Genomic DNA, 23,720 nt, shown 5'->3' on the forward strand with positions numbered 1-23,720 from the left:
CCTTGGCGTCAAGTTTGCGGAGCGACCTTCACAAAAATGTCAAGAAACGATGAAGTTTCATTATTAAATTTCCCAACCTACGTCCATTTCGTTCACGATCCACCTGTAGTTGCTTAAATTGTGGGCACCATCTTTATCCCGATTTGAAATAGTGCCACCTTCACCGGCAGTGAAAGGCGACTTTCGCAAACACGTTCCCGACTGCAAACCGAAAGACTGCGACGCGGTGTTCCTTGCGATCTAAAAAAGCAAAATTCGAACCCGTCCCGGTCTTGTTCAGGGTCGGACAAACAAGGTGGCCTGTACCCATCCTGAAAGGATGCGCGTGCCGGACCCCTAAAAACGGGAGTAGAAAAACATGAACAAGTATATGCGTACATCTCTGGCGGGGCTGTTGACCTCGACCATGATCACCGGTGCCGCCCTTGCTGCGGGCACCCATCCCACAACCGGCGAGGCGCTGGCGGATGACCAGACCTTTATCTACCGCCTTGGCGATGAGCACAGCTCGGTCGATCCGCAGGTTGTTGAGGATACCTATGGCGCTGAGATTACCCGCGACCTGTTTGAAGGTCTGATGAACCAGGACGAAGTCGGCAATCTGGTTCCGGGCGTCGCCACCGGCTATACCACCAACGACACCAAAGACGTTTATACCTTTACCCTGCGCGACAACGCCAAGTGGTCGAATGGCGACCCGGTGACAGCAGGTGATTTTGTTTATGCCTGGAAACGCGCTGTCGATCCCGCACTGTCTTCGCCCTACGCCTGGTTCATGGAGCTGATGTCGATCGAGAATGCTGCTGAAATTATTGCCGGGAACAAGCCTATTGACGAGTTGGGCGTCAAAGCCCTCGACGATCACACTCTGGAAGTCACTCTGAGCGCGCCCCTGCCCTATTTCCCGCAGATGACCACGCACTCCACCACCTTCCCGGCCCCGCAGAAAGTGATCGAGGAACATGGTGACGCCTGGACCCGGCCCGAAAACATCGTCTCGAACGGAGCCTATATCTGGACCGAACACCTGCCGCAGGAACGCTCGGTCCGTGAACGCAACGAGATGTATTGGGATAATGAAAACACGATCTTGGACAAAGTCGTGACGCTGGTCATCAACGACGAAAACGTCGCTTTGACCCGCTATCTGGCTGGCGAACTGGACCGCACCGAAGTTCCCGCAGGGCAGTTTCCCCGCATGAGCCAGGAACACCCGGATCAGGCCATCAGCTTCCCGCGCCTGTGTAACTACTATTACACATTCAACCTGACGGAAGACGGTCCCGAAGCGTTCAAGGACCCTAATGTCCGCCAGGCACTGTCACTGGCCGTTGATCGCGAGATCATCACCGAAAAAGTCATGGCTGGTGGCCAGCCGCAGGCTTACACTTTCGCTCCCGAAGCGACCGCTGGATTCACGGTCCCCGAGGTCGAGATGGCCTCGATGACTCAGCCCGAGCGGGATGAACTGGCTAAGGAACTGCTGGCCGGTGCCGGTTACGGCCCCGAAAATCCGCTGAGCTTTGAGATGGTCTACAACACCAACGAAGATCACAAGAAAGTCGCCGTGGCGCTGAGCCAGATGTGGAAACAGAAACTGGGCGTGAATGTCGAGCTGGCCAACATGGAATGGAAAGTCTTCTTGGAAGAGCGCGGCAACCAGAACTTCGATCTGGCCCGCGGCGCATGGTGTGGCGACTATAACGAGGCCTCCACTTTCCTGGACCTGCTGCAATCGCAATCGGGCTATAACGACGGCAAGTACAACAATGCCCGCGTTGACGAACTGCTGGCCGAAGCCAAAACCTCGGACGATCCTGCACCTCTATACACCGAGGTTGAGCGTATCATCGCGCAGGAAACGCCTGTGATCCCGATTTACCACTATGCTGGCGTCTACATGATGGACACCGACGTGGGGAACTGGCCGATCAACAATGTCGAGCAGAACTGGTACTCGAAGAACCTCTACAAACGCGCCGAGTAATCGTCTTTGAACCTCGCCCTGTCCCGGATGCAACCGGGGCAGGGCCAATAAACATGGGGGCATGAAATGCTTGCCTATAGTCTGCGGCGACTGCTGGTCGCCATACCGACGATCCTGTTGCTGATCGTCGCCTGTTTCTTTCTTATGCACTTCGCGCCCGGTGGGCCCTTTACCTCGGAACGGCCTCTGCCACCGGCGGTTTTGGCCAATATCGAGGCCCGCTATGGGCTGGATCAACCGCTGTGGAAACAGTTGTGGGATTACCTCTACAACATCGTCGTGCATTTCGATTTCGGCCCGTCCTTCAAGTTCAAGGACCGCGATGTGAACGACATCATTGCACAAGGTTTTCCAATCTCGCTGACCTATGGGTCGCTGTCGTTCCTGGTTGCTACCACCGTTGGTGTGGGTCTGGGGATCGCCGCCGCAATCAAGCACAACAGCTGGATCGACTATTTCGCCGTGGGTCTGGGCATTGCTGCGCAGGCGCTGCCGAACTTCATCATGGGCCCGATCTTGATCCTGACTTTCACCCTGTGGCTGGGGCTGCTGCCCGGCGGTGGTTGGAATGGTGGTCAATGGCAATATCTGATCATGCCGGTTATTGCGCTGGCGACCTCGTACATGGGGTCGATTGCGCGGATCACGCGGTCGTCCATGCTTGAGGTTCTGAACTCAAACTTCATCCGCACCGCGCGCGCCAAGGGTCTGCCGACCAGAACCGTGATCTGGCGCCATGCCTTGAAGCCGACCCTTCTGCCTGTTGTGTCCTATCTTGGGCCGGTCTTTGTCTACGTGCTGACCGGTTCTGTCTTTGTCGACATCTATTTCTCGACCGGTGGACTAGGTCAGGCCTATGTCGGCTCGGCCCTGTCGCGGGACTATGCCGTGCTGTTGGGGGTTACGATCCTTTATGGCGCGCTGACCGTTGTCGTGAACTTGCTGACCGACCTGGCCTATGCCTGGTTCGATCCGAAAATCCGGTACTGAGGGGCTGGCAATGCTTGGAAAATCACAAAAAGCCGCTCAGCTGGCCGGAGACGTAACCGACTACACGGTTATTCAGGGACGTTCGCTGTGGCAAGACGCACGGATGCGTTTTGTTCGAAACAAAGCCGCAATGGCCAGCGTCTTCATTCTGACCATGATCGTCCTGTTCACAATCTTTGGCCCATATTTCGCCGTCTGGAGCAACGAGGAGATTGACTGGAACGTTATGGGGGACGTGGCTGGCATGGGCATGCCCTCAATCGAAACCGGGCACTATTTCGGCGTCGACGATCTGGGACGCGACCTTTACAGCCGCGTCATTCAGGCCACTACAACATCGCTGCTGGTCGGGCTTATCGGGGCGGCAACCGCACTGATTGTCGGAACCTTCTACGGTATCGCCGCCGGATATATCGGCGGGCGCACCGACGGTGTCATGATGCGGTTTGTCGACATCCTGCTGGCGATCCCGGCCACATTGATCGTCATCTTGCTGCTCGTCGTGGCGGGGCGGTCGTTCTTCATGTTGTTCATCGCACTTGGCGCGGTGGGCTGGCTAACCATGGCGCGGATCGTTCGAGGGCAAACCCTGACCCTGAAAAACCGCGAGTTCATTGAGGCTGCCCGCGCTGCTGGTGTCAGCGAGTTCACCATCATGTATCGCCATATCCTGCCAAACCTTTTGGGTGTGGTAATCGTCTATGCGTCATTGTTGGTGCCGGAAATGATCCTGATGGAAAGCTTCATTTCGTTCCTTGGATTGGGCATTTCGGAACCCTACACGTCCTTGGGTCGTTTGATTGCCGAAGGCGCTGGAACGATGGCTTACGGGACGCTGTGGCAGTTGATGTACCCGCTGACAATCTATGTCGCCATCATCATCTCGATGTTCTTCATCGGTGATGGTTTGCGTGACGCTCTGGACCCGAAGGATCGCTGATATGAGCCTGTTCTCTGTTAAGGACCTGAGCGTCCAGTTCAATACGCCCGATGGTGTGGTCGAGGCCGTCAAAGGCATCAGTTTCGACATCAATCCGGGCGAATGCCTTGGCATCGTGGGTGAAAGCGGGTCAGGCAAAAGCCAGACCTTCATGGCCGCGATGGGATTGTTGCCGCCTGCCGGGCGGGCCATGGGGTCCGCTACTCTAAACGGCAAGGAAATCCTGAACCTGCCTATCAACAAGCTGAACAAGATCCGTGGCGATGATGTCGGCATGATCTTTCAGGACCCACTGACCGCGCTGACACCGCATCTGCGGATCGGTCAGCAAATGCGAGAGGTTCTGCAGGTACATGAAGGGCTGCAAGGGTCCGCAGCTCGGGCTCGCTGTCTGGAATGGCTGGATCGCGTCCGCATCCCCGAGGCAAAACGGCGGCTGGATCAATACCCGCACGAATTGTCGGGTGGTATGCGTCAGCGCGTGATGATTGCAATGTCGATGCTGTGCAATCCCAAGCTGCTGATCGCGGATGAACCGACCACGGCGCTGGACGTCACCGTGCAGGCCGACATTCTCGACCTGATGGTGCGCCTGCAAAAGGACGAAGGCACGGCGATTGCCCTGATCACCCATGACATGGGCGTTGTTGCGCGGATGTGCGATCGCATTCAGGTCATGCGTCTGGGTCAGTTTGTCGAGGCCGGAGACACGCGCGAAATCTTCCGCGCACCGCAGCACGAATACACCCGTACTCTGCTAGAGGCGATGCCGCGGATCGATGCTGGCGATGCGCCGAAGGCTTTGGACAAGATCGAAGACCCGCTGTTAAAAGTTGATGACGTCAAGGTCCATTTCCCGATCCACGTGCCGGGTGGCATATTTGGACGCAAGGTGCCATTGAAGGCGGTCGATGGCGTCAGTTTTGACATCCGCAAAGGTGAAACACTGGGTGTTGTAGGCGAATCTGGCTGTGGAAAATCCACTCTAGCAAGGGCGGTTCTTCAACTGATCGAGCCCAGCGGTGGCAATGTCAGCTGGCTGGGCCATCCCATTGTCGGGTTAAAACGAGCCGAGCTGAACAAATACCGCAAAGACTTGCAGATCGTGTTTCAGGACCCGCTGGCCAGCCTCGACCCGCGGATGACGATCTCGGCGTCTATCGCGGAACCACTCAAGACCTACCGCCCCGATCTGACGGATCGGGAACGCAAGGAAATGGTCGCCGACATGATGGAACGGGTTGGTCTGAAGGCCAACATGATCAACCGTTATCCGCATGAGCTGTCCGGCGGGCAAAACCAGCGGGTCGGCATTGCACGGGCGATGATCAATAAACCCAAGTTGATCATCTGTGATGAGGCGGTTTCGGCGCTGGATGTGTCCATTCAAGCGCAAATCGTGGAATTGTTGCGCGAACTGCAACAGGAGTTTGGCCTGTCGATGATCTTCATCAGCCACGACCTGTCTGTGGTACGTGCGGTCTCGAACCGGATCATGGTTCTGTATCTTGGCCGAATAGTCGAGCTGGGGGATGGAGAGGTGATCTGTTCTGATCCCATCCACCCTTACACAAAATCCCTGATCTCGGCGGTGCCGATCCCGGACCCGGATGTGGAACGCAGCCGACAGCGGTTGAAGCTACCTGGTGAACTGCCCTCACCCATGGATCCCAAAGCCACATTACGGTTTCTTCCCAGCCGGTTGGCCGCAGGTCAGACCGATTATGTGCCGCAGCTGAGCGAGGTGACGCCGGATCATTTCGTGGCCGAACACGACCCGCTGGAAATCATCATGAACGGGGCCTGACCCTGCTGCCCCGAAGCCATTCACCCGGCTTCGGGGTGTGCATTGGACCCAGTGACTACGGCAACTGTCGGCAAGGCGGATCTATGGCAGGCAGATATCCGTTTCTGCTGCAGATAAGGGCAGAAATCCGCAATGTCGCGCAGGGTAAATCCCGATCGTTTTGACTTCTACCGCACCGGGTGGCACCATCCATTGCAAATGATACGTTGGTTGTTACAGAGCGTTGATTGTTCGGACCACAGCGCCTAAGAGACCCGCGTGGTACGCTAACAGTCAGACATTGTTTTAGTAACTTGAGAGGTCAAATGACACGTAAGGTCACAAAGGCGATCTTCCCCGTCGCAGGGCTTGGTACGCGGTTCCTGCCCGCGACAAAGTCGGTCCCGAAAGAGATCATGACGTTGGTCGACCGCCCGTTGGTACAATACGCCATCGACGAAGCGCGTGCCGCCGGCATCACTGAATTCATTTTCGTGACCTCTCGCGGCAAGTCTGCACTAGAAGACTATTTCGACCACAACTTGGTGCTTGAGCAGGAGTTGAAAGCCAAAGGCAAGGAAGACCTGCTGGAAACGCTGAACGCCACCAATATGGAAAGTGGCGCGATTGCCTATATCCGTCAGCACAAAGCGTTGGGTCTGGGTCACGCGGTCTGGTGCGCCCGTCGACTGATCGGCGACGAGCCTTTTGCGGTAATGTTGCCAGACGACGTGATTGCTGCCGACAAGCCTTGCCTGCAGCAAATGATCGAAGCCTATGAGGAAACCGGCGGGAACATGGTGGCGGCCATGGAGGTTCCAGAAGACAAGACCAGCGCTTACGGTGTGTTGGACGTAGGTGAGAATATCGGTACGGTCGTACGCGCACGCGGTATGGTCGAGAAGCCAAATCCCGAGAATGCGCCCTCGAACCTGGCCGTTATCGGCCGCTACGTGTTGGGGCCGTCGGTATTGTACAATCTGAACCAATTGAAAAGAGGCAGCGGTGGTGAGATTCAACTGACCGACGCCATCGCCGAAGATATTGGCAATGGCGTGCCGGTCTTTGGGTACAAATTCAACGGACAGCGGTTCGACTGCGGCTCAAAATCAGGGTTCCTGCAGGCCACGGTAGCCTTTGCGCTGGCCCGCCAGGACTTGCGCGAGGATCTGAGCCAGTATCTGCGTGACGTTGTGGCGACGGATCAGGCTGCTCAGTAACAACTTCTGACGACACATCGACCGGGGTTTTCCTCGGCACGGCATTTCCACAAGCCGGGGTGCTCAGCACCCCGGCTTTTTTGATGCTTCTGAAAAGTTAGCAATTGGTTTTTCGGGCGTCCGGCACGGTCAGACGGGGTTCATCCACCAAAAGGCAATGTGGCGCGCAATGCAATTGTCGGACCGACAGCCACAGGAGGACGCCCGTGCCACAAAATTCACCCCGATTGAACCTTCCATTTCTGCAACCCTCACAGGCCCAGAAACACGTCACCCATAACGAGGCGCTGCGACAGCTGGATGTTGTTACCCAGCTGAGCCTGGCCTCGACGAACGCGTCGACTCCACCTGCCGTTCCAGACCAGGGCGAAGTTCACGCATTGGGCAACGCACCAACAGGGGATTGGACGGGTCAGGCCGGAATGTTGGCTACTTGGCTGGACAACGCCTGGTATTTCGCCGCGCCCGGCACAGGCTGGCGCGCATGGGATGAAAGCACCGGTCAAATGAAAGTCTGGGACGGTGGGGCCTGGATCGATCCTCCGGTCGCGACGCAGAATTTGGACGGAGTGGGTCTCGCCACAAGCTACGACAGCACGAACCGCCTGTCGGTAAGATCTCCGGCTACATTGCTCAGCCATGAGGGCGGCGGGCATCAGTTGAAGATCAACAAGGCCAGCGCGGGCGACACCGCGTCAGTGCTGTTTCAATCCAACTGGACCGGCCATGCCGAAATGGGTTTGTCGGGCAATACCAGCTTTGCAATCAAGGTTTCACCCAACGGCAGCACCTGGACCGACGCACTAAGCTTTGACCCCACGACCGGCATTGTAGATGGCGCAGCAATTCAAGCCAGCCCTGATGACACGACACCCGGGCGCCTGATGCGGGCTGACTACGGTTATGGTCCTGGCAACCTGTTAGGGTCCGTTTCCGAAAATGGCGGTGTACCAGACGGAGCTGTGATCGAGCGGGGCTCAACCCCCAATGGCGACTACGTGCGTTTTGCGGATGGAACGCAGATTTGCACCGTCACCCTGCCCGCAACGGGCTGTATAAATGCTGATGGCGCGCTTTTCGCAGGCGACGTGGCGGTTTGGAATTTCCCGATGACTTTTGCAACCGGTTCAACCATTTCGGTCAGTGGCAGCGGAGGGGCCAGCAATCGGTTCATTGGCTTTGAAGCCCCGACCGAAACGCAGGTAGGTTTCAAGATTTTGGCCGCCAACAGCGATGCGACGGCGCTGACACCAACGGCCATTGCCATTGGCCGCTGGTTCTGACGGAACGAACTGCCCGGGTCCCGACCTGGGCAGTTACTTAGCCCGCAACTCCGCCGCTGCCTGATCCAGGAACCAGGCATAGGTTTCGCGAATGCCGTCTTCCAGCCCAACGCGCGCGCGCCAGCCCATGTCGGCGAGACGGGACACATCCATCAGCTTGCGCATGGTGCCGTCCGGTTTGCTGACATCCTGCGTGATCCGACCGGTATAGCCGGTTGTTTTGGCCACCAACGCCGCCAGTTCCGCGATCGAAATATCCTCGCCACAGCCCACGTTAATGTGGCTCAGCATCGGTTGGGTGTTCGCCTCATAGACATCGCGCGGCAGGTCGAGCACGAACAGCGATGCCTCGGCCATATCGTCCACATGCAGAAATTCGCGGCGGGGTTTGCCGGTACCCCAGATCACAACTTCGTCCAAACCATCGCGCTGCGCCTCGTGGAACCGGCGGATCAGGGCGGGCAGGACATGGCTGTTTTCGGGGTGGAAATTGTCACCCGGCCCATACAGGTTCGTCGGCATGACCGAGCGGTAATCGACACCGTGCTGCCGATTATAGCTCTCACAAAGTTTGATCCCGGCGATCTTGGCAACGGCGTAAGGCTCGTTTGTGGGTTCCAGCACTCCGGTCAGCAAAGCATCCTCGCGCATCGGCTGTGGCACGGCACGCGGATAGATGCACGAACTGCCCAATTGCAGAAGATGTTTCACCCCAGCGGCAAAGGCCTGATGGATCACGTTACATTCGATCATCAGGTTGTCGTAGATAAAATCCGCCGGGTAGGTGTTGTTGGCGTGGATTCCGCCAACCTTGGCAGCGGCAAGGATCACGACATCCGGGCGTTCAGCCTGCATAAAGTCGCGCACGGCAACCTGATCGGTCAGATCTACTTCGGAATGTGTACGCGTGATTAACTCAAGCGCTTCACCGGCTGCCTGACGATCCTGCAAACGGCGCAGAATTGCGCCACCTACCATGCCGCGGTGACCTGCTACGTAAATCTTGCGCATGTCGTGTTCCTCAGCCGTTTTCCAGACTTACCGGCAGTTCGTAACCATGCTCTTTCAACAGCGCATGGCGTTTCGCGGTTTTCAGGTCTTCGACAACCATTTCGGCGCACATTTCCTGCACAGTCAGTTCGGGCTCCCAGCCCAGCTTGGTTTTCGCATTCGACGGATCGCCCAGCAGTGTTTCCACCTCGGCCGGGCGGAAATATTGCGGGTCGATGCGCATGATCACGTCGCCAGGTTTCAAGGCCGGCGCGTTTTCCCCTTCAATCGACGTGACGGTTGCGATTTCATCCACGCCGTCGCCCGAGAATTCCAACGTGATACCCAACTCGGCAGCGGACCATTCGATGAATTGGCGGACCGAATATTGCACGCCGGTAGCAATTACGAAATCTTCGGGATTGTCCTGCTGTAGCATCAACCACTGCATCCGCACGTAGTCTTTCGCGTGACCCCAATCCCGCAGGCTGTCGATATTGCCCATGTAAAGGCAATCTTCGAGACCTTGCGCGATATTGGCCAGACCGCGGGTGATCTTGCGCGTCACAAAGGTTTCGCCACGGCGCGGGCTTTCGTGGTTAAACAGGATGCCGTTGCAGGCATACATACCATAGGCTTCGCGATAGTTGACGGTGATCCAATAAGAATACAGCTTGGCCACCGCGTATGGCGAACGGGGGTGGAACGGGGTCGTCTCACGTTGCGGCGTTTCCTGGACCAGACCATACAGCTCGGACGTGGACGCCTGATAGAACCGCGTTTTTTTCTCTAGCCCCAGAAAACGGATCGCTTCCAGCAGGCGCAGGGTTCCGATGGCGTCTACATCTGCCGTGTATTCTGGAGATTCAAAGCTGACCGCCACATGCGACTGCGCACCCAGGTTGTAAACTTCGTCCGGCTGCACCTCCTGAATGATTCTCGTCAGGTTCGACGTGTCGCTCAGATCGCCGTAATGCAGGTGCAATTTGGGGTTGGGGTCATGAGGATCTTGATAAATGTGGTCGATCCGCTGCGTGTTAAAGGACGACGCCCGGCGCTTAATCCCATGAACTTCATACCCTTTTTCTAGCAGGAATTCGGCCAGATAGGACCCATCCTGCCCGGTAATACCTGTAATCAACGCCTTTTTCGTCATCTTATTTTCCCACGAAATACTGTGTGCATCTTTTCCACCTCAGAAACAGCAAGAACTCGCGGAATGCAACCCAACGCATTAAATCACTGAAAATACTGGCGGCTATTAACCGCCAGCCTGCGTATACGTCACTATTTAACGTCAGGACGTCCCGTAGAGCGGCACATCGCTTTTAGCACCATCCGCCAGCGCTTTGCTCTGATCCCGGCGTACTTGTTCATATAGAGCCAGCGATTGTTCAGAGAACGCCGCGCTCGGGGGGGCGACATGAACAAAGTTTGACCGTTCGTCCTGACCGCGCACCAACATGGCATAGTCTCGGTCCGCAACCAGTTGCCGGGCGTTGGGGTTGAGATAGCGGATCGCCAGACCAATTCTGCGATCACCGGATCGGTTCGGACCCGAGCCATGAATGGTCAGCCCGTGGTGCAACGACATTTGCCCGGGGGCAAGTTCGATATGGGTTTTGTCTTCGTCTGCGACATCAACGGCGACTTCCTGCCCGCGCGACAACAGGTTGGTGTCGGAATAGGTGTCGTTATGCGGCAGGATCGGGTTTTTATGACTGCCCTGTACGAAATCCATACAACCGCTTTCGACCGTGGCCGGGGACAGCGCGATCCAAGCGGTCACTTGATACGGTGTCTCACCCATGCCCCAATAGGTCAGATCCTGATGCATGCCCACCGTGTGTTCGGTATGGGCCTCTTTGACGAAAAACTCGGCGGACCAGACCATGATATCCGGCCCCAATACACCTTCGACTACATCCAATACCCGTGGGTCCTGTGCCACCCTCGCGGCCAAAGGTATGACCAGATGTGCGTTTACACGCTTGTAGGTGTTTAGCGGCAAAGGCAGATCTGCAGATAGCCAGTCAGTCTCAAGTTGTTCGAATTCCGCGCGGATTTCGGCGATCTCATCGGGAGAAAAAACCGTCAGAGGGAACAGAAATCCGTCTTCCCAATATTTCTCGGACTGGTTCACCGTCAGGGCGTGGGGTGAGTTAGCTGATTGCGGCATGAGGCACCTCTAGAATGCTGGTTCACGCAGGATAGGCCGGAACGCCACAAGGTCAGCGCGCAACCTCTTGCCCGTTAGGCTAAGTTCAGCTTAGCCTATTCTCATGTCGTCCCGTATCCCGTCCCTCAACTGGCTGCGCGTGTTCGAGGCCGCCGCCCGCACCGAAAGCTTTGCCCGCGCGGCCACGCAGTTGAACATGTCGGCTGCAGCCGTCAGCCAGCAGGTGAAAGCGCTGGAAACGCGATTGGGCACGCCGCTGTTTCACCGCCACGCCCATGCCGTAACCCTGACCGAGGCGGGGCGGGCCTATCTGCCGTCGGTTCAACAATCGCTGCTGATGTTGGAAACCGCCACCACGGGGCTGTTCGGTGAAACGCGGGAACAGAGGTTGTTTGTGCAATCCATTCTGCTTTATGCGCACGGCATTCTGGCCGGTGGGCTGCCAGACTTTCACGCATCGCATCCGCAGATCAGCCTGTCCTTGACCACCGGCAATCTGGTTTCAGATTTCGCCAACCAGTTCACCGATTTGCAGATCGTGTTCGGCAATCCGACCCTCTATGGCGCGGACAGTGATGTGTTGTTGCATGAACGCCTGTATCCCGTAGCCCCGCCAGATATCGCCAATCAGATTCACCACCCCCAAGATCTGTTCCGTTTCCCTTTGATCGAGGTTTCGACTCACCGCGCCAGTTGGCTGCATCTTTTCGAGACCTTACGTCTGCCGACAGGTCAGGCGCGGTTTTTCTTTGCGGATAACTCCCTGATAGCGGCCGAGATATCGGCCAGCGGCGGCGGCATCGCATTGGCCCGCGCGCCCGCATCAGATCGGATCATGGAAATGTCGGGCCTTGTCCCCTGCCTGCCCGACATTCAAGTGGCAGGTCACGAAACCTACCATCTGGTCTATCCATCCCGCGCAGCCCTGCGGCCACCGGCGCGTGCCTTTCGCGAATGGCTGCTGGATCACAATGCGGCGGTCCAGACCCGGTAACGCCCCTGCCCTGTCACCTCGCGGATCAGGCCGCGCCGGGTGAACCGGTCGATATTGCGCTGTACTGCTGCACGTGACGCTTTTGTCAGTTCCTCGGCCAGTGGGGCCGAAACCATGGGCCAGGCAGTCAGAACGTCGATCAACAAAGGCGGTGTCCGCCCGCTCAGCCCGCTGGTTGCCTCGCGCGCGCGTTGTTCCCAAGCGCTGACCCGATCAAGATGCATCAGCGCGGCTAAGGTTGCCTGCCCTGCCCCTCTGATCCAGGCCGAAAGCTTTTCGTCTACCTCGCCAACCCCGCGCAGCGCCCCGGGACCGGACAGCGCCAAAGGCATGAACATCGCCCCGCCCCGCCCCATCGTTGCCGCATGGCGGGCCGCGATAATTGCGGCTTCGGTATCCTGCCCGATCCCCTGGGACAGCGCCCGCCAGGCATAGAACCCCATGGCCGCCTGCGTCACCGGATGCAAGCCTTCGGCATTGCGCATCACTTCTGCCAGATCGGCCACTGCCTCGGGGATGTCTTCGATACCTTGCGCCATGCGATCCAAAAAGGCGGTCAGGCCAATTTCCCACCCATCCGAAGACGGGCCCGGTCCGGAAGTTAAACGCCGTACCGCCCAACCGGCCCGAAACAAAGCCTGAACGTCATCACCGGTTGCACCGATCCGCAGACCGGTCCACAACGCCAGCCGGTCAACACTGATCCGGTCCCCGGTCCACCAGCCCAGATCGGATACATCCATCAGCGCCAGCCGATGCGTCCATCCATCCGGCCCGGCCCGCAACCTCTCATCCAAAGCACCGAAAATTGCCGCCAGGTCGGCCAGTTCAAAAGACAGCTCGGCCTGAGCCGCACGCCAATCGCGCGGATCGAACAGCAAACGGCGATCCACTTTCGGGCCTGGGGGCAAAAAATCCTCGACCGCCTCTTCATCCTCGGGCGGCAGAAACCACAAGTCATCGTCTTCGGGCGGGTCCACATCATAGATACTGGGAGGGCCTACCGCATCGGCGTCCTCATCCGGATCAGGCATGACGGGCTTTTTCTTCATACCCATTATATTTCGAGGATTTGCCCCGCTTCACAAGGCGTTTTTGCGCATTACGCGTTTAACCCGCAAATCTTTCAGTAAGAAAATCCAGCTGACTGCTCAGATCGGTCTGATCGTTGCTGCCGATCAGCATGTAGCCATATCCGTCCTGCGTCCAGTTGGCTGTGGCCAATCCGCTCAGCACGGCCTGTTGCACGTCCTTGTTCGGCGCGCCCTCACCCTGTCGGATGACACAAAAGGCAAAGGGCCGACCTTCCGCATCGGCAAACACCACCTGAACCAACGGCTTGCCCTTAAATGACAGGACCTGCGCGCGTTTCAGCTCCATCCCCGGCAGGGTTTCAAGCTCTTCGCGGTTCAACGACCGACCCAGCTGTGCCTCAGCCTGCGCGAACTGCTCGTCTAAAGCCTGAGAGGAACTGTCCAGCGACGCAATCGTCTCTGGCACATACAACGACTGATAAATCGCTGCCTGTTGAACCCAGCCCAGCGGCTCGGGACGGGTCGCCCAAAAGGTCGCCGACGCAGCAACGACCGCGACCGAAGCCGCAACGGCAAGCAGACGCAGCCCACCACCGGCTCGCACGACCGGGACCACCGGCTGGGGCAAATCAACCTGGGGCGTTTCCACTGGCACACGTTCGAAAACCGCCTGCACCACAGGTGCGAACGGGTCCAGCGCCATCAGGCGCTGTTCCAATGCGGGATCCGCCTCAACCGCGCTTTCGATCGCGGCGGCTTCGGCCTCATCCAGTTTGTCTTCCAGATACGCCAACAGCGTCTCGTCGGAAAACTTCATTTGCCACTCCGTCGAACGGTGTCTGCCGCCTCATGCTGCATCACAGTTTTCAGTTTCTGCCGGGCATTGGACAACCGGCTCATGATAGTTCCTATCGGCACCTCCAGCAACGCGGCAGCTTCGCGGTAGCTATAGCCCTCGACGAACACAAGCACGACCGTCTCCCGCTGCGCCTCTGGCAGCTGCATCACTTGTGTAAACACTTCAGTGGCGAAAATATTCGTTTCTGAATCGTTTCCGGGTGCAATTAAGTCTGCTTCGGGTGTCACGGACAGCGCTTGCGCCTTGCGAACCGAACGCGCCCGTACCTCATTCAACCAGATCGAGCGGCAGATCGTCATCAGCCAGCTATCCAGCCGGTCATGTGACGTGACCTGGTGGTGTCGCTCCAACGCGCGCAGACATGTGGATTGTAGCAGATCGTCGGCCACGTCGGATGCGCCGGACAGTGCCAGCCCAAACCGCCAGACGCGTTTCGAATGCATCTGGATCGCGCCGCGCACGGCCTGTTCCGAACTAATCTCACCACCCATCGAATAAATCGCGACCTGTGTGTGTTTGCTTTCCACGGACCGGGCCCGCGGGGTCAGGACTGACATAACCCGAGGAGGAAAGAAATGAAACTTCTGTTGAAGGCAGTCACGATTGCGTCGGCAATTGTTGCAACCCCGGCGCTGGCGGACGGCTGGACCCTTGTCCCCGAAGGATCGCATCTGGCCTATGGGACCATCAAGAAAGACACCGTGGGCGAGGTCAATTCCTTCACCAACCTCAGCGGTCATGTCAGCCCAGACGGCAAGGCCGAGATTCAGATCGACCTGTTCTCGGTCGAAACCAATATCGACATCCGTAACGAACGGATGATCGAGTACGTGTTTCGCAAAGCAGGTACTGCGGCGCTGACGGCCACGTTTGACATGGCCGAAGTCTCAAGTCTGGGTATTGGCGAAACCACCACCGTCAACGCCGAGGCCATGTTGTCTTTGGCCGGAACGGATGTGGCCTTCGACGCCGAGATGTTTGTGGCCCACCTTTCTGAGTCCTCGGTGATGGTGTCGACCAACGACATGGTGTTCATCAGCGCCGAAGACGCAGGCGTCAATGCTGGGGTCGAAAAACTGATGGAGCTGGCCAGCCTGCCCGGCATCACTCGCACGGTTCCGGTGACGGCCCGGCTGATCTTCAACTTGGATGGCGAACAGGCTGCGGCTGCCCCTGCTGCCCCGGTTGCCGTCGCCGCAGTGGAAGGAGGCATCAAGGCGGGTAGGAAAGTGTTCCGCAAATGCAGCGCCTGCCACAAGCTTGAGCAAGACCGCCACACTGTCGGTCCGTCACTGCACGGGGTTATCGGCGCCACAGCCGGAAAGGCGGACGGGTTCCGGTATTCGGCCCAATTGCAAGAGTCGGGCATCGTCTGGACCGCTGACACCCTGACCGCGTTCCTGTCTGACCCGCGCGGCACGATCCCCGGTAACAAGATGCAGTTTCCCGGCCTGAAAAAAGACGAAGATATCACCAACCTGATCGCCTATCTGCAGGCCGAAGCGCAGGGCTGATCCCGAACCCGGCGAAAACCGGGTTCCCTTTGCCCGCTCTGCCACGCTATCCCTTGTCTCAGTCACGATGAGGGAGACGCAGGGCATGAGCGAAACGGTCAAACTGTCATTGGACGAAGTCCGAGACCTCAGCCTTTCTATTTTGACCACGTCTGGTTTCGGGCCGGATCATGCCGCAGCGATCGCCGATACGCTAACCACCTGTCAAATCGACGATTGCCAATCACATGGATTGTTCCGCCTGTTCATGTGCGCCGACACGATAAATGCGGGTCAGATCGACGGGCATGCAGAGCCAGTCCTTGAACCGTCGGATAACGCAGTCGTTCGGGTTGATGCGCAGGGCGGGATGTCCCTGCTGGCGTTCGAAAAAGCGCTGCCGGCTTTGATCGAGAAAACCCGCACCCACGGCATCGCCGCCATGGCGATCAACCGGTGTTTCCATTTCTCGGCACTCTGGCCCGAGGTGGAGCGTCTGTCCGCGGTTGGTCTGGCGGCGATGGCGATGGGCCCCAGTCACGCTTGGGTTGCCCCGGCCGGCGGCACGCGTGGTAGCCTTGGCACCAACCCGCTGGCCTTCAGCTGGCCTCGCCAGAATAAAGACCCGTTTACCTTCGATTTCGCCACCAGCGCCTTTGCCCGGGGAGAGATAGAACTGTACCACCGCGCAGGCAAGCCCCTGCCCGAAGGTGTCGCCATCGACAAACACGGCAACCCGACCACCGATCCACAGGCCGCGATGGACGGTGCGATGCTGACCTTTGGCAGCTACAAGGGCTCGGCCCTGTCGATTATGATCGAACTGCTGGCCGGTCCGCTAATCGATGATCTGACCAGTCTGGAAAGCATGGAATTCGCCGATGGCGCCGGCGGCGCACCTTATCACGGGGAAATCCTGCTGGCCTTCGATCCTGCGCAATTCAGCGGCGGTCGAGTCGATGAGAATGACGCGCGGGCCGAGCGTTTGTTCGCCGATATCACCGATCAGGGCGCGCGTCTGCCGTCGCAACGGCGCTTTGCCGCGCGGGCCCGCAACACCGAACGTGGCTATGTCGAGGTTGCCAAGACCCTGCACGACGACCTGCAGGCTTTGGCCGAACAGGCGCAGGCACGCTAAAGCCTCTTTCCCTTGGCGATGTGGCTGGCTAAGAAGTCCCTCCAGACATATTCAGGAGGCCCCCTTGGACCGCATCGCCCGCACCATCGCCACCGAAATCAATGCCCGCCCCGAACAGGTGGGGGCCGCGGTGAAATTGCTGGACGAAGGGGCCACCGTGCCTTTTGTCGCCCGCTACCGCAAAGAGGTGACGGGTGGGCTGGACGACACCCAACTGCGCACCCTTTCTGACCGCCTGACCTATCTGCGCGAACTGGAAGCGCGGCGCGAGACGATCCTGGGCTCGATCAAAGATCAGGGCAAGCTGACCGACGATCTGGTCAAGTCCATCGCACAGGCCGAAACCAAGGCGCAGCTGGAAGACATTTACCTGCCCTACAAACCCAAGCGCCGCACCAAGGCGATGATTGCCCGCGAGAATGGGTTGGAACCGCTGGCGGATGCCATTCTGGCGGATCGGTCGGCTGACCCAGAAATTCTGGCGCAGGGATATGTCACCGAAGCAGTGGCAACCGTCAAGGACGCGCTGAACGGCGCGCGTGACATCATCACCGAACGGCTGACCGAAAACGCCGCCCTACTGGGTGAGCTGCGCAATTTCATGCAGCGCGAGGCCCTGCTGACTTCAAAGGTAATTGAAGGCAAGGAACAGGAAGGCGCGAAGTTCAGCGACTATTTCAGCCATTCGGAGCCTTGGGCAAAAGCCCCGTCGCATCGTGCGTTGGCGATGCTGCGGGCCTCGAAAGAGGGGATCGTGACACTGGATATCGCGCCCGATCCCGAAACCGGTGCCGCCCGTGCCGAAGCGATTGTCGCCGCGCACCTTCACACACGTGGAGACGGTCCCGGAGATCTGTGGCTACGTAAAGTGGCGGGTTGGACTTGGCGGGTTAAGCTGTCGCTGTCGATGATGGTCGAGCTGATGGCGGATCTGCGCGGCCGAGCGCAGGATGAAGCAATTGATGTTTTCTCGCGCAATCTCAAAGACTTACTATTTGCCGCACCAGCGGGTGCCAAGGCAACCCTGGGGCTGGACCCCGGCATTCGAACTGGCGTCAAAGCTGCGGTGGTTGATGCCACAGGTAAAGTGGTCGCGACCGATACGCTTTATCCGTTTCAACCTAAGAACGATCTACGCGGCGCGCAGGCCGCCATTCTGAACCTGATCGCTGCGCACGAAATTGAACTGATCGCCATCGGCAATGGCACCGCCAGCCGGGAAACCGAGAAACTTGTGGGTGATACGCTGAAACTGCTGCCAAAAGCTGTTTCGGCCCCGACCAAGGTTGTTGTGTCCGAGGCTGGCGCATCGGTCTACTCCGCCTCAGAACTGGCCGCGCGCGAATTCCCCGATCTTGACGTGTCGTTACGCGGTGCGGTTTCCATCGCTCGTCGGCTGCAGGACCCGCTGGCCGAACTGGTTAAGATCGAACCTAAATCCATTGGGGTCGGCCAATACCAGCATGACGTGGACCAGCACAGGCTGTCGCAATCTTTGGCGTCGGTGATCGAAGATGTGGTGAACGCGGTGGGGGTTGATCTGAACACGGCCTCAGCCCCCCTGCTCTCTCATGTCTCGGGGTTGGGGCCCGGCTTGGCCGAAGCAATTGTCATGCATCGCGACCTGAATGGCGCATTTCAATCACGTAAAGAACTGCTGAAGGTCGCCCGCCTTGGCCCGCGCGCTTATGAGCAAAGTGCAGGCTTTTTGCGCATACGCGACGGGTCGGAACCTCTGGACGCCTCTTCAGTTCACCCCGAGGCCTATAACGTGGCCCGCCGAGTTGTTTCGGCCTGCGGGCGCGACATCCGTCAGATCATGGGTCACGACGGAGCGCTAAAGGGGTTACGCGCAGAAAAATTCGTCGACGACACCTTCGGCTTGCCGACCGTGCGCGACATCTTTGCCGAGCTGGAAAAGCCCGGTCGCGACCCTCGCCCCAGTTTTGTCACCGCCTCGTTCACCGACGGTGTCGAAGAGATCACCGACCTGAAACCGGGCATGGTGTTGGAAGGCACAGTGACAAATGTCGCCGCCTTTGGCGCTTTTGTGGATATCGGGGTGCATCAGGACGGGCTGGTCCATGTCAGTCAATTGGCCGACCGCTTCGTCAAAGACCCGCACGAGGTGGTCAAGACCGGACAGGTCGTCAAGGTCACCGTGGTCGAGGTGGATGTTCCCCGCAAGCGGATTGGCCTAACCATGCGCAAGGATGGCGGAACATCAGCTCGCGAAGATCAGGCCAGTCGAGGACCAAAAAAGAACTCCGGCCTGTCAAAACCCAAAGGATCGCAACGCGCAAAATCTGATAGTAATGCGCATAACAGCGCATTTGCGGATGCGTTGAAATCTGCGATGAAGGACCGTTGATGAAAACGGGCATTCACAGCCTTTGCCTTTGACGCCTAGGCGAAGGCGTCCGGCTCAAGCTCTTCCCAAAATTCAAAGATGGCATTGGCGTTCAGACCAGAACGCCAGCCATGGGCGCGGAAGTGTTCCCGGTCCAGATCATTGTCGAGCCCTGCCACAAACAAGCGTTTGTCCGCATCCCGCTGGGTTGGGTTTCGCCGCGAAACCAGTTCTTCAACGATAGACAGCTTTCGCGACCGCTCGGTACGCTCAGCCACTCGGGCTGCATAAGCCTGATCTTCTAGCGCCTTCTCGACGTCCCGTATGCGCGCGGCCTCGACGGCTTCGGGGCTGGGTTCAGGCAGAGAATCGTTTTCCGGCGGTTGATAGTCGTCGCGCAAGGCGGCGGACAAATATCCAACCGTTGATTTCACATCCCCCTGCCCGCTTACATAATCCAGTTTTTGCTGCACATAGTCTTCACCATGTTCCGCAATCCACTGTCGCGCCAACCGGTCGGACACCCCTTGCTTACGGAGCGTCTTGTAAACTTGCAGATTGCGGACGCCATCGCTGTCATCGATTTCGAACATCGCCTTCTGTGGATTGCCTTTGATCAGAAACCGGATATCCGTGACCGTGCGGCCCTTTTTTTGAAACTGTGGCTCTATCAGTATGTCCGAACTTTTGTTCACCTCAGCCACGGCGGGTTTGATGATCTTGGCGTTGAGGTGTTTGAAGCTGCCGTAATAATCGCTGCCGTCTACTCCCATGAGTTTGCGAAACACGTCCAGCGCCCACCAGCCCGTAGAGCCGGTTCTGACGAACCTATAACAATTCTCATACAGCGCCAGGCCATGCCCAGAGCTAAAGTTCCTTTGGATCTGCACATTGATCAGGGCATAGATTTTCGGATCATAAAGCTTTTGGGCCAGCGCCGGGGAGTAGGCGTATTCACAAACCCCGTTCTTCAGCTTGGCAAAGCTGAGCAATGAGGACACGCCCCACTCTTGTCTGCCCTGCTCATCCAACATGTCCCATTCCGCGACGGTTTCGGCCAGCGCTCGCAAACTCGCCCGCAGCGTATCGAAGTCGTTTGAATTATAGCCGACCATCATCGCAAGCGTCCGCGCGTCGATAGTATGTGTCTGCGCCGAGGTTAGTGCGTCATACGCGTTCAACAACAGGACATTCGAGAGCTTACGCTGCAAAAGCGTAAGCTTGCCGCTGATGTGAATCGCGGCGACGTTTTTCTTAACCGTCTCCCGGCGCAATGCACCAGAGAGCTGATCCATATCCAATTGTGTATCCGGCATGATTCTGCCTGGCTGCTCGTTTTGGTATTTCTTGCACAAAAAGTACCCATGGATCAATTCTATTTGGGTACCCAAATACAGGAAAGAGGGAATCCTGTATCTGGGTACCTGACCTGAAAATCCTCGCAGTTATCCACAGAACCGGATCGAGGGTTGCCCAATTAGAGGGTTTTACATGTACTGCGACCCGGCGAAAAACGAAAATTTAGGGTCTAATCTGGTCGAAAATTCAGCGTCCTGCGAATCGGCCCCCTTCTTCCTGAAACTCGGCACTCGGCAACCTGTAGACGGGTACCTTTGATACCGGAATCTGGTCCCTTTCATACCGTAAACAGGTGCTGAAGTGAGTTTAAGTCATTGGCTTTAAACACTAATTTTTTCGTAAAGATTCTAAAACATCTAAAATAAATAAACTCTTTGTTGGCTTTGGTGTTGCCTATTTTACTGGTTTCGTGACGAAACCCACTCAGAGGGGCTTATTCTGTGGAAAACTCTCACTCTGAGGATAGCGTCATTAGAAAATGTTCGCTATGTTGGGCAATATACGCCGCTAAGGCGAACATTACCCGAGGCATCGACAGTGAATAAATCTAACCAACCTCCTCTGCCGCCCTATTTGAATCTGGATCCAGAGCTAGCAGCGCAAAAGTTGCCTGATCCTATCGGAACTTCTCGATTCGCCAAAGCGGCTACATTCTGCGCAAAAGGGCGCGAAGACCTGGCGCGACGTGGGTATGCTCCGGACGGCGAAAAAAGACTGCGTAGATTTTCCATCTGGGAGATCACCAAATACCTGATCCCTGTTGCACCTGCGCATCTGCGGCGGGTGCTCAAGGCCAATCCCGAATTGCCGCAGGGTGAAGGCGAGGCTGGCTCCAAGTGGTTTTCGCTGGAGGAAGTACTGACCCTCCGACAACACTTTGCAGCCGAGGGTGTGAGCACCAAGGAATATCTGCCGTACCGACCAGATGGCCTTCCTGCAAAGGTGGTTGCTGTGGCCAATTTCAAAGGTGGCGTTGGTAAGACATCAACTGCCGCGCATCTGGCAATGTCAGCTGCGCTGGACGGATATAAAGTATTGGTGATAGATCTGGACAGCCAGGGCTCGATGACCTCAATTCTAGGTGGAAGTGTTGCAGATGAATGGCAAACGGTTTTTCCACTTATAGCCAAAGATTACGCGCGTGCCGTACAAGAGGAAAACCGGGTCCGCAATGCTGCTGGGCAGCCTGAAATCCCCCTGGATGAAACGCTGCAAGAAGCGCTCAATACCCTGCCCCGCGATGTTATTCAGAAAACGCATTGGCCCAATATCGACCTGATTGGCGCCCAGTTGAACCTGTATTGGGCCGAGTTTCAGATACCCGTTTGGCGCATGGGTTTGCGCAGTTGGCCGCTTTGGGATGGTTTGACCAACTTTCTGCAGGATGAAGGAGTGTTGAACGATTACGACATTGTTTTCCTCGATACGCCTCCTGCACTTGGGTACCTAACGATCAACGCGCTGGCTGCAGCTGATATTTTGCTTGTGCCGTTGGGGGCCTCGTTTCTTGAATTTGATTCAACGGGCCGGTTCTTTGACATGCTCTACACGACTTTTGCCAGCATCGAGGACGGTGAGAACGCGGCGCAAAGGGCGGCTGGTTTGCCCGAGCTCAAGTTCGAATGGGACGTGGTCAGGGCCATAATCACTCGGTTTGATGCCAGCCAGCAAACCGATATGGCAAATGTGATTCAGGCCTATTTCGGGGACTTCATGAATGCATACCGTCAGGACTATACCGCTCTGGTTGGTCAGGCGGGTGAGCAGGTTAACGGTATCTATGAAGCGGATTACAGGGACTTCAATCGCGATACGTATGTACGAGGTCGGGAAACATTCGACCGGACCTATGCCGAATTCAAGCAGGTCTTGATCGGCTGCTGGTGGCGCGACGCTCAGATGGAAGGAAACGCAGATGGCTAAACGCAGAAGACTGACCGCTCCGGACACGTCAGAATTGGAACAGCTTGAGGCCGGTTTCGCGGCGAAACCGTCGATCAGCCCGTTTGAAACCAAGTCATCGACGCCTCCGATTGCACAGGTCGCGGCTGAGGCTGCAACGCTCAACGGCATGGCAGCGGTGACCGATCGCCTTGCTCTGGCGCAGGATCAAGGTGACGCAGCTCGATGGCGCGACGCGCAGGATGCCGGACTGGTGGCGGAAATGCTGTCGCTGGATCAGATTGATGCCGATTTCATTCGTCGCGACCGGATGGTTGAAGATGAAGAAGCCATGGCGGAACTTTTGGAGTCCTTGCGCGTTCACGGGTTGCGCACACCGATTGAGGTCACGCGTGACGGCGAAGTTTATGGGTTGATTTCTGGCTTCCGGCGATTGAATGCCTTCAGGCGCTTGGCCGAGACTGATCCGAGGTTTTCTGAAATCCCAGCCTTTGTCCGAGAGGCTGGTTCGGGGCAGGGCGCCTATGTCTCAATGGTCGAGGAAAACGAACTTAGGGCAAATCTCAGCCCTTATGAACGTGGACGTATTGCGGTTTTGGCTGCGGGACAGGGGGTATTTGCATCGACCGAAGCCGCTGTTGACGTTTTGTTTGCTGCGGCATCCAAGGCAAAACGATCCAAGGTTCGTAGTTTTGCGGTGGTACACGAAGCACTTGGTGACTTGTTGCAGCACCCGATCGCCCTGTCCGAAAAAGCAGGACTGAAACTAGCGGCCGCATTGCGGGAGGGGGCACAACCCCAATTGCGTCAGGCTTTGGCCGAGGTGGGCGAGTTGGACCAAAAATCGGAATGGGCGTTGCTGGAAGCCGCCCTAAAGACGTCACCTGTCCCTGTGAAAGACAAAGCGAGGGGAGGGCGTCCGCAACAGGTTCAGCGCCTGGCTCCGGTGGCGTTGACCGGAGGCAGCGACATTCTGGCCGAAGTTTCCGCAGGCGAATTACGCCTTCGTATTCGTGGAATGGATATCCCTGCCGAAGACGCGCAGAACATCGTTGAACGGTTGGCCGATTACCTGCGTGAGTTTCGCGGCAAAACATAAAGCGGGAAGGTGAGATAGGACCGCAAAATAAGACCTGCTATGTGGTGCGCAAAATGACATATTTTTGCGCACCAATTGGGTCGACCGTCTGACACCATAGGACGCTGGGATTCCACG

At 57.3% G+C, this 23,720-nt stretch carries 19 protein-coding genes; 12 read left to right on the forward strand and 7 right to left on the reverse strand.

The window, feature by feature from the left end; all coding sequences use genetic code 11:
- Positions 1-358 precede the first annotated feature (358 nt).
- The 6 genes from ACR0JB_RS08465 (at position 359) to ACR0JB_RS08490 (ending at position 8,206) form a co-directional block, all read left to right on the forward strand.
- Positions 359-1,987 carry a peptide ABC transporter substrate-binding protein gene (locus tag ACR0JB_RS08465; RefSeq protein ID WP_480789827.1) on the forward strand — a complete coding sequence of 543 codons (1,629 nt, stop codon included), beginning with the start codon at positions 359-361 and terminating at the stop codon, positions 1,985-1,987.
- A 66-nt stretch (positions 1,988-2,053) separates the two neighbouring features.
- Positions 2,054-2,977, forward strand: coding sequence for an oligopeptide ABC transporter permease OppB (gene oppB / locus ACR0JB_RS08470; protein ID WP_170349984.1), 924 nt, complete (start codon positions 2,054-2,056; stop codon positions 2,975-2,977).
- Positions 2,978-2,987: 10 nt separating this feature from the next.
- Positions 2,988-3,917 (forward strand): ABC transporter permease subunit, encoded by a 930-nt coding sequence (locus tag ACR0JB_RS08475; RefSeq protein ID WP_170394811.1) that lies wholly within the window; start codon positions 2,988-2,990, stop codon positions 3,915-3,917.
- Between the two features lies 1 nt (position 3,918).
- Entirely contained in the window at positions 3,919-5,724 is a 1,806-nt protein-coding gene (locus ACR0JB_RS08480) for an ABC transporter ATP-binding protein (protein ID WP_170394815.1), read from the forward strand.
- A gap of 305 nt (positions 5,725-6,029) precedes the next feature.
- Positions 6,030-6,923: a UTP--glucose-1-phosphate uridylyltransferase GalU gene (gene galU / locus ACR0JB_RS08485; RefSeq protein WP_480789828.1), complete on the forward strand. Its 894-nt coding sequence runs from the start codon at positions 6,030-6,032 to the stop codon at positions 6,921-6,923.
- A 206-nt stretch (positions 6,924-7,129) separates the two neighbouring features.
- Positions 7,130-8,206 carry a DUF2793 domain-containing protein gene (locus ACR0JB_RS08490; protein ID WP_480705858.1) on the forward strand — a complete coding sequence of 359 codons (1,077 nt, stop codon included), beginning with the start codon at positions 7,130-7,132 and terminating at the stop codon, positions 8,204-8,206.
- 33 nt (positions 8,207-8,239) lie between these two features.
- Here ACR0JB_RS08490 and fcl read toward each other — a convergent pair whose 3' ends face one another.
- The 3 genes from fcl to ACR0JB_RS08505 form a co-directional block, all read right to left on the reverse strand.
- On the reverse strand, positions 8,240-9,217 hold the full coding sequence (gene fcl / locus ACR0JB_RS08495; protein WP_226689422.1) for a GDP-L-fucose synthase: 978 nt from the start codon (positions 9,215-9,217) through the stop codon (positions 8,240-8,242).
- A 10-nt stretch (positions 9,218-9,227) separates the two neighbouring features.
- Complete coding sequence (gene gmd / locus ACR0JB_RS08500) at positions 9,228-10,352, reverse strand: GDP-mannose 4,6-dehydratase (RefSeq protein ID WP_170349978.1); 1,125 nt, start codon at positions 10,350-10,352, stop codon at positions 9,228-9,230.
- Between the two features lie 141 nt (positions 10,353-10,493).
- Positions 10,494-11,375 (reverse strand): phytanoyl-CoA dioxygenase family protein, encoded by an 882-nt coding sequence (locus ACR0JB_RS08505; RefSeq protein WP_480789829.1) that lies wholly within the window; start codon positions 11,373-11,375, stop codon positions 10,494-10,496.
- Between the two features lie 103 nt (positions 11,376-11,478).
- On the opposite strand from ACR0JB_RS08505, the gene ACR0JB_RS08510 reads away from it, so the two are divergent.
- The gene (locus ACR0JB_RS08510; protein WP_170394828.1) at positions 11,479-12,369 is read left to right on the forward strand and encodes a LysR family transcriptional regulator; all 891 of its coding nucleotides are present in this window, start codon (positions 11,479-11,481) and stop codon (positions 12,367-12,369) included.
- On the opposite strand, the gene ACR0JB_RS08515 is transcribed toward ACR0JB_RS08510, so the two are convergent.
- The 3 genes from ACR0JB_RS08515 to ACR0JB_RS08525 are packed head-to-tail and all read right to left on the reverse strand — an operon-like array spanning position 12,342 to position 14,789.
- A complete protein-coding gene (locus ACR0JB_RS08515) occupies positions 12,342-13,421 on the reverse strand; it encodes a helix-turn-helix domain-containing protein (protein ID WP_170395286.1) in 1,080 nt (359 codons plus the stop codon). The genes ACR0JB_RS08510 and ACR0JB_RS08515 overlap by 28 nt on opposite strands.
- Positions 13,422-13,479: 58 nt before the next feature.
- Positions 13,480-14,220, reverse strand: a complete 741-nt coding sequence (locus ACR0JB_RS08520; RefSeq protein ID WP_170349975.1) for a hypothetical protein — start codon at positions 14,218-14,220, stop codon at positions 13,480-13,482.
- Positions 14,217-14,789 (reverse strand): RNA polymerase sigma factor, encoded by a 573-nt coding sequence (locus tag ACR0JB_RS08525; RefSeq protein WP_226689425.1) that lies wholly within the window; start codon positions 14,787-14,789, stop codon positions 14,217-14,219. The genes ACR0JB_RS08520 and ACR0JB_RS08525 overlap by 4 nt, the downstream gene beginning before the upstream one ends.
- Before the next feature lie 48 nt (positions 14,790-14,837).
- Between ACR0JB_RS08525 and ACR0JB_RS08530 the strand changes: the two genes are divergently transcribed.
- From ACR0JB_RS08530 to ACR0JB_RS08540, 3 genes are all read left to right on the forward strand, one after another.
- Positions 14,838-15,776: a c-type cytochrome gene (locus tag ACR0JB_RS08530; protein WP_480789830.1), complete on the forward strand. Its 939-nt coding sequence runs from the start codon at positions 14,838-14,840 to the stop codon at positions 15,774-15,776.
- An 85-nt stretch (positions 15,777-15,861) separates the two neighbouring features.
- The gene (locus tag ACR0JB_RS08535) at positions 15,862-16,893 is read left to right on the forward strand and encodes an Ldh family oxidoreductase (RefSeq protein WP_480789831.1); all 1,032 of its coding nucleotides are present in this window, start codon (positions 15,862-15,864) and stop codon (positions 16,891-16,893) included.
- Between the two features lie 64 nt (positions 16,894-16,957).
- Positions 16,958-19,264, forward strand: coding sequence for a Tex family protein (locus ACR0JB_RS08540; protein ID WP_302478583.1), 2,307 nt, complete (start codon positions 16,958-16,960; stop codon positions 19,262-19,264).
- A 35-nt stretch (positions 19,265-19,299) separates the two neighbouring features.
- Here ACR0JB_RS08540 and ACR0JB_RS08545 read toward each other — a convergent pair whose 3' ends face one another.
- A complete protein-coding gene (locus ACR0JB_RS08545; protein ID WP_170394840.1) occupies positions 19,300-20,559 on the reverse strand; it encodes a replication initiation protein in 1,260 nt (419 codons plus the stop codon).
- Positions 20,560-21,139: 580 nt separating this feature from the next.
- On the opposite strand from ACR0JB_RS08545, the gene ACR0JB_RS08550 reads away from it, so the two are divergent.
- The gene (locus ACR0JB_RS08550) at positions 21,140-22,525 is read left to right on the forward strand and encodes an AAA family ATPase (RefSeq protein ID WP_170349970.1); all 1,386 of its coding nucleotides are present in this window, start codon (positions 21,140-21,142) and stop codon (positions 22,523-22,525) included.
- Positions 22,518-23,603, forward strand: a complete 1,086-nt coding sequence (locus ACR0JB_RS08555) for a ParB/RepB/Spo0J family partition protein (protein ID WP_480789832.1) — start codon at positions 22,518-22,520, stop codon at positions 23,601-23,603. The genes ACR0JB_RS08550 and ACR0JB_RS08555 overlap by 8 nt, the downstream gene beginning before the upstream one ends.
- The last annotated feature ends 117 nt before the right edge of the window (positions 23,604-23,720 follow it).

It is taken from the genome of Ruegeria sp. BI7, from assembly GCF_056537925.1.